Raw genomic sequence first — 17241 nt, forward strand, 5'->3', positions numbered from 1 at the left:
CGGTCGCCTACCATCGCCTGCCCATAGGCAATCATGAAAGTGCAGCGGTTGGGCAGGTTCCTTTGATTGACTAAGAGGCGTTGATATGGATCATGTGGAGGTCATTGACGGTATCTATCGAGCCGCGGGCGGAACCGACACCTGGTCACACGCGCTTGGTTCGATCATCGACCATGTCGGCGCCGTTGCTGGAAATATCGTCTACCAGGCGCCAGGCGGCCGTGGCAGCTTCCTCATCCCTGGCCGCATGCGCGAGGACTTAAATGCCTTGTATCTCAAGCACTACACCGGCAATCCATACGCACGTGCTTTCGAGAAAATCAGGCCCAACGAAATAGCAGTCGGAAACACACTGATCGATGCAGAGGCCGTTCGACATTCCGCCTTTTATGCCGACATCTGCGAGCCTCAGGACATATTCAACCAACTCTTCATGCCGCATGCCAGCCTACACGAGCGCGGAGGCATTGGAGGGGTCGCCCTCTTTCTGTCCCGCCAACAAGAGGAACAAGTGCTGAATGCCAAGACCCGCCTCAAGCGGATCGAACCGCATATCGCGCGGGCGATCGATCTGTCGCTCCAAATGAACCAGATAGGCCGCGCTCCGGGATTGGCGCAGCGATTGATCGACGTAATGTCGGATGCTGCCGCGTTGATCGACTCGCGCGGCACGATCATACTGCTTAACGCAGCAGCCGAAGCTCTCCTGAAGCGAGCCGACGGCCTGTTTGTAAGCAGATCCGAGCGGCCTGCACTTTCAGCCCATATTCCCGAAACATCGGCCCGGCTGGCAAACGCCATCCGGCAGGCGCTTATCGTCGCCCATGGTGGCGACACGCCTTTCGAAGGAGCGCTGCCGGTCCATAGGCCGTCAGGCCTGCCGCCTTACTTGTTGGTCGTGACTCCACTCGCCCCGGCGCCGTTCTGCGAGTGGGATGCGGTTGATGGGGACGCCCGTGTCCTTGTTCATATAGTGGATCCCGAAAGAAAAACCCGCCGGCAAGCCCGGCAATTGCAGAACATCTTTCAGCTCACCGAAGCCGAGACGAGGGTCGCGGCGATGATCGGCAACGGAATGAACCTCCCTGAAATCGCGCAGGTGCTGGGGATTTCTCCCAACACCGTCAAGACGCACGTCGGCCGCTGTTTTGGCAAAACAGGAACCCAATCGCAGGCTGCACTGGCCAAGCTGATTGCATCGATTCCGATTGTGGAAAAAAGACCCGCGGCCCTTGGCCCAGGCGGTAGCTATACATCGCCCGGGGTTTGATCCACTCCCTAAAACTGAACAATCCTGGCGCAGAGGCCTCGCCCGATCAGGTGACGCGAGGTCATGTGAAAATTGCCAGATTGCCGCGTCCCCGGCAACTGAGTGGCCCGACAATGATCATCATGCCGCTGCTTGCTTCACTGGCATTGCCGTACGCCCTGGTCCTGATATCGCCAGGACCAAATTTATTCATGGTTTTACGAGTTGCTGTCGAGCCGTCCTGGTATCGCTCTCTCAGCGTTGCGGCAGGCATCGCCTCGGGCGCCGCTGCCGCCTGCTACATTGCAGCGATCGGCACGTCGACGCTCGGAAACTTCGACGGTCTAAACCGATGGGCCTCTCTCCTTCTTTCTTCGATTTTACTGCATTCGGCGTGGCGACTGATCAGGCACCCGGCAAGCCGCCGAGCTTCTCGGTCACTCTCGCCGGAGACATTCCATGTCCGGCTTTTCGGCTTGGGCCTGGTGACGGCTCTATGCAATCCCTTGTCTTTCCCGTTTTTCGCCAGTTTCTATCTTGCCGAACCGGGTTTCAGGACAGCTACCGGCAACGCGGTCGCGTGCGGTGTCATCTTCCTGATGGCGATGTTGTGGTTTACCGCCGTCGGTGTGCTGGTTTCCACCCGTTCGACACGAAGCACGGAGGCGAAGTGGTGCAAAAAAGCGAGGTACGTCCTAGCCATCGCAATGGGGGCTTTTGCTCTAAAGCTGCTCTATGAGACTTCGGTGTGAACCAGGTAGCAAGGTTTGGCCCCATTCCTGATAGACGAGATAACTGCATTCCTCGGAGACCCCATCTAGGACGGACGGCTTTCGCCAGGCGGGGCGAGGGCGTTTGGTTTGCACCAGGTATCGAAAGCTGCAATTTTTACGGGGCGTAGCATGGATACCGGCAACTGCCGACTGTTTCTCTGTCGCCGCTCGGCGAGGCTTTGGCCTACATCGCCAAACACTGGGACGGCCTGAAGCTCTTCCTGACCGACGGACGCATAGAGATCGACAACAACACCGTCGAGCGGATCATCCGACCAATAGCTCTCAATCGCAAGAACGCGCTCTTTGCAGGCCATGACGCGGGAGCAGAGAATTGGGCGACAATCGCCTCGCTGATCGAAACCTGCAAATTCAATGCCGTCGATCCGCTGACCTATTTGACTGCGACGCTCACCGCCATCGTCAACGGTCACAGGCAGAGTTGCATCGATGATGCTTTTGCCGTGGAATTATTCGGGACGAACAAACGGCTGAAGTCTGCTGTCGGCCCGAAGCGGTCACTGGGGTTGCTCAAATTTACGCATCCCTTAATCTCTCCAAAGAGTTTGGAGAAGACTGACATGACATGGCTCATCGACTCTTTCTCAGGAATTGGGCCTATAAGATTTGACATGACTCCAGAGGATGTCGCCACACACATTGGGGCACCAGACCGGTCGAGACGCGGCCTTCGGCCTGATACGTTCAGTGAGCATCGCGGTACCAAAGCGCCAGTCGTACGCTATCGAGAAAATCGCGTGAGCGAGATCGAAGCCTTCTACGATATTGGGGTAGTTATGTTTCGAGGGATATCTGTTTTCGGAACGAACGGATTAAAGGTACTCCGCGCATTGGAAGAGCTAAACGGGGGAGCCGCGATTTCTGTTGGGATCATACTGTTCGACGAGCTCGGCTTAACGGTGGGCCGTCTGGATGAAGGTCCGCCCACAGGGCATTCGGTAGCCGCCTTTGCATCCGGCACTTGGAACGGCAAAACCGATGACTTCACTAGCATCAGTTTCAATGACCGCTAATGGCGCATTCTTGCCATCAATGTCGTAGCGGCATTTTTCGGAAAGCCCAATCGAGCTTGGTCAATGTGCGAGGAAAACACCGCTTACGTCTCACCGGAATGACCGCGCCATTTGTCTATGATGGCGCCATGAACGGTAACGTCTTCCTGGCCTACGTCGAGCAGGTGCTGGTCCCGACTCTTCAGGTCGGTGATGTCGTCGTCATGGACAACTTGCCGGCACACAAGACATCCGGTGTGCGGGATGCCATCGAGCGGGCCGGCGCCAAGCTCATGTTCCTGCCGCCCTATAGTCCCGACTTCAATCCCTGTATGGATGGCTCCTGCGTGTCAAGGATACGATTGGTTCCAGTAAACAGGTCGGTTGCGGCCATGTATACGGCGTCTGATGTGCAGCAAGTGCTGCGCGCCCTGATGAATATCCGCTTGGAGAACAGGTCCCACTCAATCGAGCGCGCTCGAAGAACTTCGGATTGATCGGGGTGTCCTGGTTCTTCGTCTCCGCTCGTTCGCCATCACCTCACGTTGCCCTGACCATTCTGAGAGCCCGTCAGGCTACCTGCGGCTCGTATCGAGAGCCGTCCCTCAGGACGGCAAAAATCATTCGCGCCATGCGATGCGCCAAGGCAATCGCGACAACCTTTGCTTTCTTCCGGATCAGCATTCCCGATAGCCAATCCGATCCCGGCTCTCTCTTGAGCCGGCGCCTGAGCATGATTTGTGCCATCGCGCCGAGATACAATAAACGCCGGATGTAGCGATTTCCCATCTTCGAGATGCTGCCCACCTTCTGCTTGCCTCCGGTGGAGTGAGGTTTGGGCGTAAGGCCGAGCCAGGCGGCATAGTCCCTCGCACAGTCAAAGTTGTCGACATCCGGGGTGGTGGCCGCGATAATCGTTGCCGACAGTATTCCCACGCCTGGGATCGTCGCCAAACCCTGGCTTGTTTCGTTTTGCCCGTAGGCTTCTTCGATCTCGTCTGTCAGCCGCTCGATCCGCTTGTTTGTCTCGAACAGTTGGTCGAAGAGTAAGGCCACGGGCAACCGCGCGGCTCCCGGCAACTGATCCAGTTGCTCTTTCAACCGATCGACATTCTGCGCGCCCTTCGCAGTTGTGATGCCGAATTCTGTCATGTGCGCTCGGATCGCATTGCCGATCTGCGTGCGCTGGCGAACCAGGAAGTCTCGCGTGCGGTGACGAACCATGACCGACGAGCAGGCCTCGCTCTTAATGGCGACGAACCGCATCGAGGGACGTGTCACAGCTTCGCAGATGGCGGCCGCGTCTGCGGCGTCGGTCTTTCCGCGCTTTACATACGGCTTCACATAGGACGGCGGCATCAGCCGAACGTCATGCCCCATCTCCTGAAGCCTGCGGCCCCAATCGTGAGCGCCGGCGCAAGCCTCCATGCCAATCAGGCATCGTGGGTGCTTCTGGAAAAATGCAAGTAATTGGCTGCGGCGAAGCTGGCGGCGCACAAGAACCAGACCGTTCTCGTCCACACCGTGGATCTGGAAGACGCTCTTTGCGAGATCGATACCACTGTAGCAAGCTCTGACATGGTCGCTCCTTTGATCTGGATGATGTCATCCAAACTATGCCGGAATACGCCGGCGGGAGCAGGAGCCATCCACAACATCAATCGAAAACGCGGCGACACCTGCCAGTGATGTTATGAACCCGGACCCGCGGATCAGCGTCACATCTGAACCTGGCCTGTTTCCAACAACGATGATGTTGTGAAAACGCCAGCTCCCTCGCTCGCAAGGCAAAGAGGAAAAGGGCAACAACGCTTGACAACGCCGACACGCGTGTCGCGACTTAGCAGTTCCTGTACTCGGAGTGCGCCATGAGGACAAAGCAATTAGGTCGTCAGTCCAGGTGTGGATCCGGCCAAAAAGACACAAAAGTGGTCGATCTGCTCGATTTTAGAGTACTTGGGGATGACGCTGCCAGGATGCGGCAAAACATTGTGCGGAAAGCGCCTGCCCTGTGGCTGGCGGCTGGGGGTGCAGACACCGAGGCTATTTGCCCGTGATCAATTCTCCCGGCACAAAAACAAGCACGTTGAAACCTTCGCAGGGATCGAATCGGCTTGGATCGAGAAGGCTATTGCCATGGCTTTCCCTGAACCAGCCTGCGACACCGGCATTGTAGAAGTGGGTAATGGTTTCTTCGATACGGATATTTGCGGTCGTCAGAACTACCTCCAGCGATTGCTGATTGCGGTTCAGCTGGAACAGTTTACGCCGTGCCGGGTATCCTGCGTCCGAGACGGAAACGGAGAGGCGGTCCTCGGCATAGCTCTTGACCCGCACCCTCAGCCGTTGCGGACGTAGCGCATCAAAGCGTGCGTTGATGTCTTTCAACTGGGCCTTGATCTCATCGTCGGTGATATTGACCACTGGAAAGACGTCGCTCACCGGGACCAGCCTGTCGGCGAAACGCTGCATTGCCACCACTTCCGCGTGATGGGCATAGGCAAGGTATTTTACAGGTAATCCCTTCAGCCACTTACCTCTCTGAACAATGGCAAGTGATTTGGCTGCTTCCTCTCCGTATCTGGCAATGGAAAAGGTCGCCCGCTTCTGCCCATCAATGTCCATCAATGTGGCCTGCCAGGCCTCTCCATCGTCAGTCTCGATGCGCCTGACACCCGAAATGCCGCTGTGGTTGTTTTTCCGCAGCAGCACCGCCTGTTCGTGATTGGTCGCCGGTGGCAGCGCTGAGATCACCGCATCCCGATAAGCCATTGCCTGTTCAAGGCTTGCTTCAGGCGATCCGTAGATGCTGTCCTTGAACAGCCTCACGATCTTATGTCCTTGCCGCCTGAGCCTGACCCACCATCCGGCTCCACGATTGCTGTTGGCTTCCTCGCGTCCGAGCCCATACGTGTCAACATCGTTCTCAGGCTTCGCGCCTGTCAATCGCGATCCGCCGCTTTTGTCTTTCAAGGCCAATCAACTTTTCCCTTCACCAAGGCCGATGACCAACGCTCCAACTCTGATTGTAGCAGGGAGGTCTGCCGCCGGTAGAGGAAATAAGGCGCCGGAATGGAGAGAGAACCGGCTTCCGGCCACCCACCTACCGAGAATATCGTCGCGGCTTCAATCCCTCTTGAGCAGGCTTCATTGCATATTTAGCTGGATGCATCCGCTTCTTTACCTGTATCCGCCTTTTGCGAAGATTCGGCCGCTGGAGCTTGACCTCGCCGTGCGCGGCGTTATGTTTCCTGCAAACATGGCGTGCATTTTTCCGCATCATCCCGTTTCCGGTGGTGCCTTTTTTGTTTTTCGACGTGTTGGGGATCGTTTTATGGATAATGCCGTCTCTTCCGCCGCCGATTTCATCCAGGCGAGCCGTATTCTGAAGATCGTCTCTCCGTTGGGCGAGGACCAGCTTCTTCCCGAACGGCTGACGATCGAGGAAGGGGTGTCATCGCTTTTCGAGATCAAGATTTCGGCGCGTGCCAAGAAGCCGATCGTCAAGCCGGAGGAACTGATCGGTCGGCTGATGGATGTGTCGGTCGAGGTGCAGCAGGGCGATGGGGAAGACGGCAGCGCCGTGCGCCGGCCTCTCAACGGGCTGGTTACCGAGCTCAATGAAGGGCCGCCGATCACCCGCGGCCTGCGGTCCTATTCGATGGTGCTCAGACCCCAGATGTGGCTTTTGTCGCGCCGCTCCGATTGCCGGATCTGGATGGACAAGACCGCGATCGATGTCGTCGAGACGCTGTTTTCCGAACACGGGATTCCGGCGCCGGATACCTCGGTCATCGTGTCGCCCCCGCCCCCACTGCACTATTCGGTGCAGTGGAACGAGACGGATTTGTCCTATTTAACAAGGCGCTTCGAGGAAGATGGGCTTTTCTACTGGTTTAGCCATGAGGACGGCAAGCATAAGCTGCACGTGGCTGATAGTTCGCATGGATGGCTTGGCCCCTCGCCCTCCGCGCAAGGAGAAGGCAAGGTCCGCCTAGCCCAGGGTTCGTCGGACCGCAACCATATCAGCGACTGGAGCCGGCGTTATTCCTATGTGCCCGGCCAGCGCGCCGGCGCCGACTGGAATTTCGAGACGCCGCGCATGGTGCCCGGCACGATGACGCCGTCGCTGGTTCAGATGCCAGAAGCGACCAAGCGCGAGCTTTACGAATATCCGGCCCGTATCTCAACGGTTGCAGAAGCGGAGCGAGCGGAAAAACTCAGGATGCAGGCATCGGAAGCCGATCACGATCGGGTCTTCGGAGCCTCGACCTCGCGTGTCATCGAGGTTGGTCGCCGCTTCACTCCCTATGAAGTGGCCCACCCGGACCATGTCTACGAGGAGCATGTGGTGACCAAGATGACCCAGAAGGTCGTCGATCGCTCCTATGAGACCAATACGAACGAGCCGGAATATACCAACACATTCGAAGCGACCCCATCCCGCGTGCCGATGACGCCGCATCGGGAAACCAGGCGTCCGCGGATCGAAGGAACCCAGGTCGCGATCGTCGCAGGGCCGGCCGGCGAGGAAATCCATCCGGATCAATACGGCCGCATCAAGCTCTGGTTCCCCTGGGACCGCAAGGCGAAGAAGGACGGCTCCGACACCTGCTGGGTCCGTGTGGCGCAGAACTGGGCCGGCTCCGCCTGGGGTGGGCAGGTCATTCCGCGCATCGGCATGGAAGTCATGGTCGCCTTCATTGACGGCGATCCGGACCGGCCGCTGGTCACCGGCGTCGTCCCGAACCCCTCGAACGGGGTGCCGTACGACCTGCCGGCCAACAAGACCCGCATGGTGATGCGTTCCAATACCCATAAGGGCAACGGCTTCAACGAGATGACGTTCGAGGACGATGCCGGCCGGGAGAACATGTTCTTCCATGCCCAGAAGGATCAGACGACGAAGGTTCTCAACAACCAGACGAGTCGCGTGGACGCCAACGCGTTGCACTCCATAGGCGCGAACAAGTCCCTCGAGGTCGGGTCTAATATGAGCCAGCAGGTTGGAGGTGGCTTGAACATGGTCGTGGGCGGTGTCGGAGGGATGGTCAACCCTATCGCAGGTGGGTTGTTGGCCGGTCTGTCTGGGACAAGCGCCGGAATGCTGCAGCAGGCCATGTCGCTGGCATCAGATGCGACTGCCGATAGCCCGTCCGGCGGCGACAGGAATGCTGTCGCGGCGCAGGCAGCTATTGGCGGCTCCGCGCCATCGGGAGCTGGTGGGCCGGATAATCCTATTTCGCACGCCGCAGGCTATATGGGGCTCATGGCCACGGGAGCTCTCGGCGCGATGATCCCGTCCATGGACACGGTGCGTTCCGGCATCAATAACGCGACCGCCGGCGATCTGCGGGTGGATGCGGGTGACGCAATGCGCTCTTCCGGAGCGGGCCTGGGTGCGCAGGTGGCGTCGATGATCGGTCAAGGCGTCTTCAATACCCTCGTCAGCCGGATGCAAAATACCAGCGTCGGTGTAGCCCAGACGGAACAGGTCGGCGTCGCCAAGGTCGTCACCGTCGGCCAGGTCTACAATCAGACTGTCGGCCATACGAAGAACATCTCGATCGGTAAGGAATTGTATATCGGCGTCGGAGGCGGAAAAGATGCCGACGGCAACGACCAGCCGCCCAAGTCGATCTTGATTATGAAGGATGATGGTACCATTCTGCTGAAGGGCGTGCGTATCTATATCGACGCTGAGAGCCATATCCAGCTCACGGCGCCGATGGTCGATAACAACTGAGGCTCGGGCCATGCCAGAGCTTATCAACAACACGCCTTTTCCGAATTTTCGCTACTATAGCAGCGATAGCGAGAACCGCGAATTCGGTATAGTCATCGTCAAAGCGACCTATGAGATTGCGCCTTCTGGGCGCCTTCTCGTCGCTGAAGAACAGGCGCCGATGGTGTTCACCGACCTTTGCTACGGCGCCGTGAACGTTACTTCCCTTTGGCATCCCTCCGACATGGTACCGAACAAGCCGGCGACCGATGTCATTTTCAACGCGGTCGCGCGCGTGGCCGGCGGAGCGCCCAAGCAATCATGGGAATGCGGTGTCGTGATCGAAGACGATGGTGCTCCGAGACTGGAGAAACGGCTGCGGGTGACGGGACCCCGGCAGTGGCAACCGCGCTGGAAGCGTAATCTCAGCGAGGCGGAGAAGGAAAAGTGGCGGAAGCATCTTGGCTACTTCGATCGCTGGCAACTATCCGAGCCAGAGGCGATCAGTGAACTGCCACTGCGCTACGAATACGCCTATGGCGGCGAGATCCCCAAAGGACAGAATGAAAACGGCGACCGCCTTTTCGACACTGATACGCGCAATCCGCTCGGATGCGGTAAACTTGACAAGGAATGGAGCAATCACACCGCTCCGCAGCCGGCTCCTCAGATTGAATCGCTGGCCGAACCGATTTCCGAGCCTTACAAGGACTATACGCCACAGAGTCTTGGCCCGATCCCGCCCGCGTGGGATCCGCGCCTGCCACTTGCCGGGACCTATGATCAGAACTGGACAGACAATATCTGGCCGGCATGGGCGCCCGATTATAGCTTTGCCTATCACAATTCGGCGCATCCCGATCTGATCGTAAAACCTCATCTGAAAGGGCACGAACGGGTTCGTCTCCTTGGGCTTTGCGTCAACGCGGACGAGTTCTCCTTCTTCCTGCCGGATGAAAGCCTGTCCGTCGATTTCGTCACCGAGGACGGGGAAATCGAAACGCGGGATATGATTCTGGACACTGTATTTCTCGATGTCGCGGCTGTTTCGCGCCGCAACTGGCGCATCTTTCTCTCATGGCGGATAAATTTTCCGCCGGGCATCTACGAGCAAGCGTTCCTGAACCACGACCGTAAATTCGGCTTGCGCCGGCCGGAGGCGTCGAAATTAGAAATTGAGGTTACCAATTGAGCACCTCAGCTAACGTATCGGCGCGCAAGTGTGCGTCCAATGTCATTGCTTCCAAGGGGCCTGACGTGTGTTTGACGCCACGTGGTTCCAGTGTTGTCCCAGTCCCCTACTCATCGATGGTGACACTCGACAAAGCAATCCGCTATTCGACAACCGTGCGGGACAACGGCAAGTTCGACCTTCAATTGAACTCCGCTGTTCCAGGCGTCACCGGTCATGAGCCGGGCGTGAAGAAGGGCGTTGTCAGTCCTGGTTATAAAGGTATCGCTCTGGTCAACATAGCCTCGCCCTTCGTTTACTCAGAAGGATTTTCGACATGGGCACATCTACAGGAGGCATGGATCAACCGACCCGATCCCGGCCCACGGGAACCTCAAAAGTCCCTTGATCCGATGATGATCGAGGGCGGCCTGAATACCGGGTTGAAACTCGGCGTTTAGGCCAGCGGCGACGAATGCGAGGATGGCGACTGGCAAAGCAGGGTGAACTGCCTGCGACGAGCGAAAAGTGGGGTGGGCTGTGGCGGGTGAAGCAGTAGAAACGACAGAGCGTGAGCTTCCAGGCGAGAATGTCGCAAAGCGGAACGCCAACGCCAATGCTACTCTTCTGGTTGATGCTACAGCGGCACCAAACCCCTATTATTGCCCTCCATCCCCGTTTGAAGAAAGCGTCAAACGGATCGCGCAATCCTACAAAGATAGCGACAAGGAATTACAGGATCTCCTGGCGAGGCAGCGCAGTGGCGATTTAGACAAGGGATTTACAAGCTATATCGCCCCCAACGCTGAGCAAAAACGCCTTAGCTATCTGCAAAGTCTTCCGCTGTCCGATTGGCTTGCCGGAAAGGGCAAGGCGAATGGAGGCCTGGCCTATCAAGTAACTGGCTGGGATGCGCTGAGCTTCCGAGGTCCGCATGAGCACATGTCTCGCCTGGAGATGATCGAGTCTATAGATCAACAAATGGCGGAAGCGAAAAGTGCCGGCAAGTCGGAGGAGTTTAGGGCTCTTTGCGAACAGAAACATAAAGTAAATGCCCAAACCTCAACCGCGGAAATGGATAACCAAAAGGCCGCAATGGCTGCGTTGGTGATGGCTCTACCTATCCCGGGAGGCGCGGCAAGAATGCCAAGGCCGGGCGCTGGCCGCGGAATTTTCCTTAAGCGCAGCCAGCCGACGCCAGTTGAGCCCCCAAGGACCCCTAGGTCGGGTCCGAACGCCGCGCCAACCGTCGGCGAGCCTGTCTCAGTCTCCAATGGCGAATATCTCGAAACATGGCGCGATTTCCTTGTTCCCGGCACCTTCAGCTTCAACGGTGCGCGTTACATGGGACTCAAGCTCGGCTTGCCGACGCGCTACGTAAGTCCACTGGGCTCGTGCCAGATCTCGATGTTCGACGAGGTCTTCTCAAATCCGGAACGCGGTAAGCTCATCTTTCATAACGCGGATGGCAAGCGCATCTGGTTCGACCGGCCGTTCAACTTCCTTCCTTCTACGAATGCCGGCTTCCCAAATCTGGAACTCAAGGCCCCGTGGCTGAAGCAGCTCACGGTGAAGGACGGCCCCGTGACGCGACATTTTCGCCAATATGACGACGGGATCTATCGCCTTGAGAAAATCGACGATCTGAACGGTTTCGAGCTCGTCCTCATCCGCGGCGAGGACGGTCGGCTAGAGCGTGTCGATGGACCGGACGGGCTGTCCCTCACGTTCGAGAACGACGATGTTGGCCACCGGACCCGCATCACGCTAGTCGGCACGGACGGTTCGAAACTTGAACTCGCCCGCTATGCCTATGACGCCAAGGGCCGCATGACCCGTGCCGATTGTACGTTCGCCATGTCCGCTCGGTATGGCTGGCAGGCGGATCACGATCTGCTTGATAGCTGGCACAACGTGACCCGTGATTCAGTCACCCGATTCACCTATGATGACGCTGGCCGTGTTGTTCATACCGCCACCAACGGTATTTGGAACGGTGATGGGTTCTTATATCAGGAAGGTGAAACGACGTATCTTCCGGGTGGCGGCCAGACCGGCGCGCAGCGCTTCCGTTACGATGAAAACGAGAATGTCACTGCCGAGATCGATGCCCTGGGTGGCACCGTCGTGCACCGTTACGATCAAAATGGCTTCCGCATCTCGACGACAGACCAGAATGGGAACAGCCACCGCACGCGCTACGATATTCGCGGCAATGTACAGGAAGCGTCGGACCCGGAAGGCCGCACGACCACATACATATGGGGTGACGACGGGGAACTGCATCTCGTGATCGACGGTGCCGGAAATCGCAAAACATACGAGCACGACGCGCGCTCAAACGTCATCTCTGAGACCGATGCGGAGGGCAATGTCATCCGGCTCGGACGCGACGAAAAGGGGCGGGTCGTGACGACGCATTTCGCCAACGGGGCGGTCGAGCGTCGAGCTTGGGACGATTTCAATCGTTTGTCTTCTATGACCGATGCCCGAGGCGCTACAACGACTTTTGAATATGATGTTTTCAACCGTCTGCTCGCCACGACCGACGCGCTGGGTCAGACGACGCGTCAGGAATACCACTCAGGGACAGGTGGCTTCGACAAACCTTCACGGCTAACAAGGCCGGATGGGGTCTCTGCCAGTCAAGGGTTCGATGGACAGGGCCTGCTTGCCTTCGCGACCGATGGTGAGGGCCGGACCTGGACTTACAAGAACGCCGCATTTGGCATTCTGGAATCGATCACCGATCCTAAAGGTGGCTTGATTTCCTTCAGTTACGACGTCGAAGGGCGCATCTTGTCCATCACCAATGCGCTCGGGCTCACCTACCACTATGGGCGTGATGCCGCCGGCCGGGTCGTCGAGGAAGAGGATTTCGACGGCCGCCTGACTCAGTATCGTCGTGATGCGGTTGGCCGGGTAGTGGAAACGATCAAACCGGATGGGGCACGACTTGTCTATGGCTATGACAAGGCCGGCCTGATCCGGCGTATCGAAACCTTTGACGCAAAAGGTGCGCCAGATGATCTGACACGATTTTGGTACGATGGGCGGGGACTTCTGGTAAAGGCCGAAAACCACGCGGCGCTCGTCGAATTCGAGCGTGACCGCAACGGCCGCATTGTGAGTGAAACACTAAACGGCAAGCGGATCAAATCGAAGCGTGATTCCATGGGCGATCGCGTGGCGCGGGAGATGATGGGTTTCGGTGGAGGAACAGTCGAATTCGTTCGTGATCCGCTTGGCGCGGTTGAGCAAATGATTGCGGGAGAGACCCAGATTACTTTCCAACGGGATCTACTGGGCCGGGAGATAGGAAGAGAGACCGGCGGCTTCGGCTTGTCACAGCGCTATGACGTTACTGGCCAGTTGGCGGCGCAGGTGGCCGGACCGAAAAGCCCTGCGGATATCGGTATCTCCCGCCTTGGCTGGAGCGTGCCGTCGGGCGAAGGACAGCCAAAACGCCAGGGTACCATCGCTCGGATCTATCAATATGACCGTGCCTTCGCGCCGATGCGCATTGACGACGGCCTGTGGGGAGAGGTTCGTTTCGAGTACGACGACAATGGCCAGGTGATTTCGGCGGAGGGCACTCGAGGCGCGGAGCGCTTCGATTACGACCCGGCACGAAACCTTGCCGGCGCCTCGTCGTCGGCACCCTTCTCGACCCAAAGCGCAGGATATGGTGCCAGTTTTGACGCCGCCTTCGGCTCGGTAACGCCTTCGTCCAGGCCGTCTGCGTGGCATCGTACGCCAGGCGGAGTCGTGCAGATTGCGAGAGGGCCGAGCAACGAGCGCATGCAGCTCACACACGACGACTGCGGGAGGCTGATCGAGCGTCGTGTCGAACGCAACGGTTTTCGGGCGGAGCGCTGGCGATATCGCTGGGATTCATATGACCGCATGACGGCAGTGACCAAGGACGACGGCGAGGAGTGGTTCTTCCGCTACGATCCATTCGGACGAAGAATTTCTAAGGTGAAAAGGTTCTCGGGCGAAGAGAAGGAGCGCGTCGCACGCCTTTGGCCGGCTCTCGTGGGCAGCGATGGCGTTCCCGCATCGGCGATCGGGGCTGGGCAAGATAGTCAGGCAGAGAACGACAATGCCCTGCCAGTTGTTGGCACCACATATCTTTGGGACGGCGATCGTATGATCGCTGAAGCACCTCTTCAGTTGAACGGCAACGTCGCCTGGGAGGCCGCGGTTCATTGGCATTTCGAGGAGGACACACATCGGCTCCTCGCCAAACAGCTTGCCTCAGGAGAAATTTTGGCCGTGGTCTGCGACCATCTCGGCACGCCGAAGGAGATGTTCGACAAAAGAGGAGATCTCGTTTGGGCGGTTGACCACCACGTCTGGGGTGCGATCCGCACCGTTCGCATTCAGGACACGCTTGCGACAACTCCGAAATACAAACTCCCAGCAGACGAGATGCATTGCCCCTGGCGTTTTCCCGGCCAGTACGAAGATGCTGAAACCGGACTCTACTATAATCGCTTTCGATATTACGACCCGCTTACTGGGCAATATGTGTCACCCGATCCGGTCGGACTCACCGGCGGCGACAGACCACAATCTTACGTTGCAAATCCGTTGATCGAAACGGACTATCTAGGGCTACAAGCGAGGGGTCCCGATGGCAAGTTCCTTCCAGCGAATGGGTTACCTGGCCCTGGCAGCACTTTCGCTACTAGCGTGACGCAGGCTTATCGGGACCGAGGTTATCAGGTTTTTGAAAACGTCACTGTCCGCATTAACGGAAAGCTGGTTTCCTACGCGGACCAAGTTGCTGTCAAAGGGCGGCAAATTCTAATTATCGAATCCAAGAGCGGCAGGGTAACCTTGTCGGAGGGGCAGCGGACGGTGCAGAACGCTATCCAGACTGGACAGCCGATCACATTGACAGGCAAAAACGCGCCGAATATTCCAGGCACAATCACGCCGAACAATCCAATCGTTCTTCCTCAAGGGAGCTACGTGCGCGAAACACCCCGATAGTCAATGAGGATAAGATGGCGAAATCTGACAACGTTCTGAAAAAAGAAGTTCGGGCAGAGCTCAACCGGAAAGGTTGCAAGAAGATAGGTTACATAGACTTTCTCTTGGTAGACAAAAAAATCTTCCTAACATTCTTTACAACAGCCCTCGGAAAAGTCGAAACCACTGTTGAGATTCGATATGTCTCACTTAATGAATTCGCTTTCTACCTGGATGAGTACGGCACCTCCTATAGCGGTAGAAATCTCGTTGGAGAATTCCCTGGAGAACTGAAAATACCAAATTCTCTGCACGTATCGGGCGCTGCCTCGTTAGGACTGTTTGGTGGAACGGTGCGCCATGTTCTGGAAAATGAAGACGTGGAGACTTTCGTAGCGACTTGCTTGGACGAAGGAAGTGCTCTCCTGGAAAAGTACCGGGACATGATGCCGTCGCTTCGGGCAAGCCTAGAGCAGAACCCGCCGGCTGACTATGCGATTACGGTTGCCACCTTTGTCGGCGAATTTCAGCGGGCTCGCCAGATAGTCGAAAGCCGCCGCGAGGACGATGGAGGCTTCCTTGGACATGTGCCTAGGCAAGCGGACCGATATTTAAGAGATCTTGGATTCTAACCTTGGCCACGGTCTGGATACGATCCGCGTTCCGGTCAATATGTGTCACCCGTTCCGATTGGGAGAATAATCACGATGCATTTGCGATCGTTCACCGTCCAGCTTGCCGTGTCGCTTGTGTTAGCCGTCGCCGCACACTCTTTCGGACGGGCGCAATCGCCACCGTCCTCACCTGAAACCCGGCAGCTCTCCCCTGCGTCTCTGCCGAAAATCGCAGCGATCCGCCCAGGCTTCGACGCCAAACTGCTCGAACCCGTCCAGGGCGTCGCTTTCCGCACCTACGGGCACGTTACCTATGGGATGTTCCTCGATCCCAACGGGAATCACGAGGCGATATTCCAAACATTCGGTATCGACAGGACCCGCTTCGAGGCGGCCAATGCGACGTTCACCGACCGCATGAAACAGGATCCCACATTCACCATGGTCGAGATGTTCGGCGGCTATTTCGCGGAAACGGCGCAAGGGACCTATGCAGCACTGGGCAGAGATATCGCGCAGTCGGTTCTCAATCAGGCGCCGCTGCAAGAACAGGAGCCAATGGCGGAGGACAAGTTCCGGGAAATTCAGGTGTTTTACGGCCGCAAAGCCTCCGTCGCAGGGACAGAACTCGCCAAGCAGGATGAAGTGCTGAAGCCATACCATATCACCTTTAACGACTTTAACATTATGGGCGCCTGGTTTTCGCGGCGGCTCGCGCTGCAGTCGGCCGGGCTCTCCAATCCGAGCGAGATGCCGCAGGCGCAGGCTGAAGACGCCCCGAAGGAGCGGCCGGAGTGGGGCGGCATGTGGCGGTTTTCCTGGAAGACCCTGCAGCGCACCGAAACGGCAATGAAGATTGTAGAAGCTACAAGCGACATGTGCATCAAACAGGGCATGACGGCAGAAACCCTACCATTGATGCCCAACCCCTCCGGCGTCAAATGCGTGTTGCTCGACACGATCCACTTTTATGACAGCGGTGTGCAAATCGACGCCCAGTGCGACCATGGCGGAATTGGCGCTTCTTGGGGGCTTTACCTGCAGCCGGACGGTGACGGCCAAAATTTCAGCGGCCAGATTTCCTACAACCAGGTCTACGAGGGCGATCAAGACATGCCGCAACCAACCACCGACATCACCGTGAAGCGGATTGGAGATTGCCCATGAGACCGATGGACAAAGCGACGTTCCTTCGAATCGGCCTGCTTGTCGCGCTGGTCCTGGCGCCTGGGCCTGTATCGGCCCAGGAGAGCGGCCTTCCCAAAGGCCTCTGGCAGGTTCGCATATTCGCGCCCGTTCTAACTCCGGAGCTTAAGAACGATGAGCAAATCTTTCAGCTTTGCTACGACGACAGGGCGGTGAAAAGCCACAAGAACCCGGTCTTGCCGAAGGCCGCGGCAAGCCAATGCAAGCTGGACTTTACCGATATGGGTGACGTCGCCTATGATGCAATCTGCGAGGATGGTGATCATCGCTTGCGCATATCCGAAGCCGCCGATGGCCTATGGCGCGGAAGCTACCGGTTCGTCGGCAAGGACGATGATGTGATGCTTGAGCCTGCCGTTGAACTGAAACGGATCGGCGACACCTGCCAGTGATGTTATGAACCCGGACCCGCGGATCAGCGTGACATCTGAACCTGGCCTGTTTCCAACAACGATGATGTTGTGAAATCGCCAGGTCCCTCGGCGGATATCACATACTCTTACCCTTATA

General features: G+C 57.5%; 11 protein-coding genes and 3 pseudogenes. 12 read left to right on the forward strand and 2 right to left on the reverse strand.

Annotated features, from left to right (window positions below; all coding sequences use genetic code 11):
* The first annotated feature begins 85 nt into the window (after nt 1-85).
* The 5 genes and pseudogenes from C5J26_RS21425 to C5J26_RS21445 form a co-directional block, all read left to right on the forward strand.
* Nucleotides 86-1270 carry a helix-turn-helix transcriptional regulator gene (locus tag C5J26_RS21425; protein ID WP_105403623.1) on the forward strand — a complete coding sequence of 395 codons (1185 nt, stop codon included), beginning with the start codon at nt 86-88 and terminating at the stop codon, nt 1268-1270.
* Between the two features lie 113 nt (nt 1271-1383).
* Nucleotides 1384-2001, forward strand: coding sequence for a LysE family transporter (locus C5J26_RS21430; RefSeq protein ID WP_245437542.1), 618 nt, complete (start codon nt 1384-1386; stop codon nt 1999-2001).
* A 182-nt stretch (nt 2002-2183) separates the two neighbouring features.
* Nucleotides 2184-2517 (forward strand): annotated as a pseudogene (locus tag C5J26_RS21435) (transposase); the annotation flags it as partial.
* 263 nt (nt 2518-2780) lie between these two features.
* Nucleotides 2781-3056, forward strand: coding sequence for a hypothetical protein (locus C5J26_RS32830; RefSeq protein WP_172723929.1), 276 nt, complete (start codon nt 2781-2783; stop codon nt 3054-3056).
* A gap of 83 nt (nt 3057-3139) precedes the next feature.
* Nucleotides 3140-3364, forward strand: a pseudogene (locus tag C5J26_RS21445) (transposase); the annotation flags it as partial.
* 241 nt (nt 3365-3605) lie between these two features.
* On the opposite strand, the pseudogene C5J26_RS21450 reads toward C5J26_RS21445, so the two are convergent.
* Together C5J26_RS21450 and C5J26_RS21455 are read right to left on the reverse strand one after the other, a co-directional pair.
* Nucleotides 3606-4615, reverse strand: a pseudogene (locus C5J26_RS21450) (IS110 family transposase).
* Between the two features lie 463 nt (nt 4616-5078).
* Nucleotides 5079-6014 (reverse strand): AP2 domain-containing protein, encoded by a 936-nt coding sequence (locus C5J26_RS21455; RefSeq protein ID WP_105403626.1) that lies wholly within the window; start codon nt 6012-6014, stop codon nt 5079-5081.
* A gap of 355 nt (nt 6015-6369) precedes the next feature.
* Here C5J26_RS21455 and tssI point away from each other — a divergent pair, with 355 nt between their 5' ends.
* From tssI to C5J26_RS21490, 7 genes are all read left to right on the forward strand, one after another.
* A complete protein-coding gene (gene tssI / locus C5J26_RS21460) occupies nt 6370-8781 on the forward strand; it encodes a type VI secretion system tip protein TssI/VgrG (RefSeq protein WP_105403749.1) in 2412 nt (803 codons plus the stop codon).
* Nucleotides 8782-8791: 10 nt separating this feature from the next.
* Nucleotides 8792-9952 carry a DUF2169 domain-containing protein gene (locus tag C5J26_RS21465; protein WP_105403627.1) on the forward strand — a complete coding sequence of 387 codons (1161 nt, stop codon included), beginning with the start codon at nt 8792-8794 and terminating at the stop codon, nt 9950-9952.
* On the forward strand, nt 9949-10392 hold the full coding sequence (locus C5J26_RS21470; RefSeq protein WP_105403628.1) for a PAAR-like domain-containing protein: 444 nt from the start codon (nt 9949-9951) through the stop codon (nt 10390-10392). Before C5J26_RS21465 ends, C5J26_RS21470 begins: the two co-directional genes overlap by 4 nt.
* Before the next feature lie 79 nt (nt 10393-10471).
* The gene (locus tag C5J26_RS21475) at nt 10472-14932 is read left to right on the forward strand and encodes an RHS repeat protein (RefSeq protein WP_105403629.1); all 4461 of its coding nucleotides are present in this window, start codon (nt 10472-10474) and stop codon (nt 14930-14932) included.
* A 14-nt stretch (nt 14933-14946) separates the two neighbouring features.
* Complete coding sequence (locus tag C5J26_RS21480) at nt 14947-15543, forward strand: hypothetical protein (protein WP_105403630.1); 597 nt, start codon at nt 14947-14949, stop codon at nt 15541-15543.
* A gap of 75 nt (nt 15544-15618) precedes the next feature.
* On the forward strand, nt 15619-16692 hold the full coding sequence (locus tag C5J26_RS33295) for a hypothetical protein (RefSeq protein ID WP_245437541.1): 1074 nt from the start codon (nt 15619-15621) through the stop codon (nt 16690-16692).
* The gene (locus tag C5J26_RS21490; RefSeq protein WP_105403631.1) at nt 16689-17123 is read left to right on the forward strand and encodes a hypothetical protein; all 435 of its coding nucleotides are present in this window, start codon (nt 16689-16691) and stop codon (nt 17121-17123) included. Before C5J26_RS33295 ends, C5J26_RS21490 begins: the two co-directional genes overlap by 4 nt.
* Nucleotides 17124-17241: the final 118 nt, after the last annotated feature.

The organism is Neorhizobium sp. T7_12 (genome assembly GCF_002968535.1).
Classification (GTDB): Bacteria; Pseudomonadota; Alphaproteobacteria; order Rhizobiales; family Rhizobiaceae; genus Neorhizobium; species Neorhizobium tomejilense.

Bases quoted from the DNA above. Each gene is read 5' to 3' on its own strand.
- C5J26_RS21425 (WP_105403623.1), top strand. From the start codon at position 86: ATGGATCATGTGGAGGTCATTGACGGTATCTATCGAGCCGCGGGCGGA.
- C5J26_RS21430 (WP_245437542.1), top strand. From the start codon at position 1,384: ATGATCATCATGCCGCTGCTTGCTTCACTGGCATTGCCGTACGCCCTG.
- tssI (WP_105403749.1), top strand. From the start codon at position 6,370: ATGGATAATGCCGTCTCTTCCGCCGCCGATTTCATCCAGGCGAGCCGT.
- C5J26_RS21465 (WP_105403627.1), top strand. From the start codon at position 8,792: ATGCCAGAGCTTATCAACAACACGCCTTTTCCGAATTTTCGCTACTAT.
- C5J26_RS21480 (WP_105403630.1), top strand. From the start codon at position 14,947: ATGGCGAAATCTGACAACGTTCTGAAAAAAGAAGTTCGGGCAGAGCTC.
- C5J26_RS33295 (WP_245437541.1), top strand. From the start codon at position 15,619: ATGCATTTGCGATCGTTCACCGTCCAGCTTGCCGTGTCGCTTGTGTTA.
- C5J26_RS21490 (WP_105403631.1), top strand. From the start codon at position 16,689: ATGAGACCGATGGACAAAGCGACGTTCCTTCGAATCGGCCTGCTTGTC.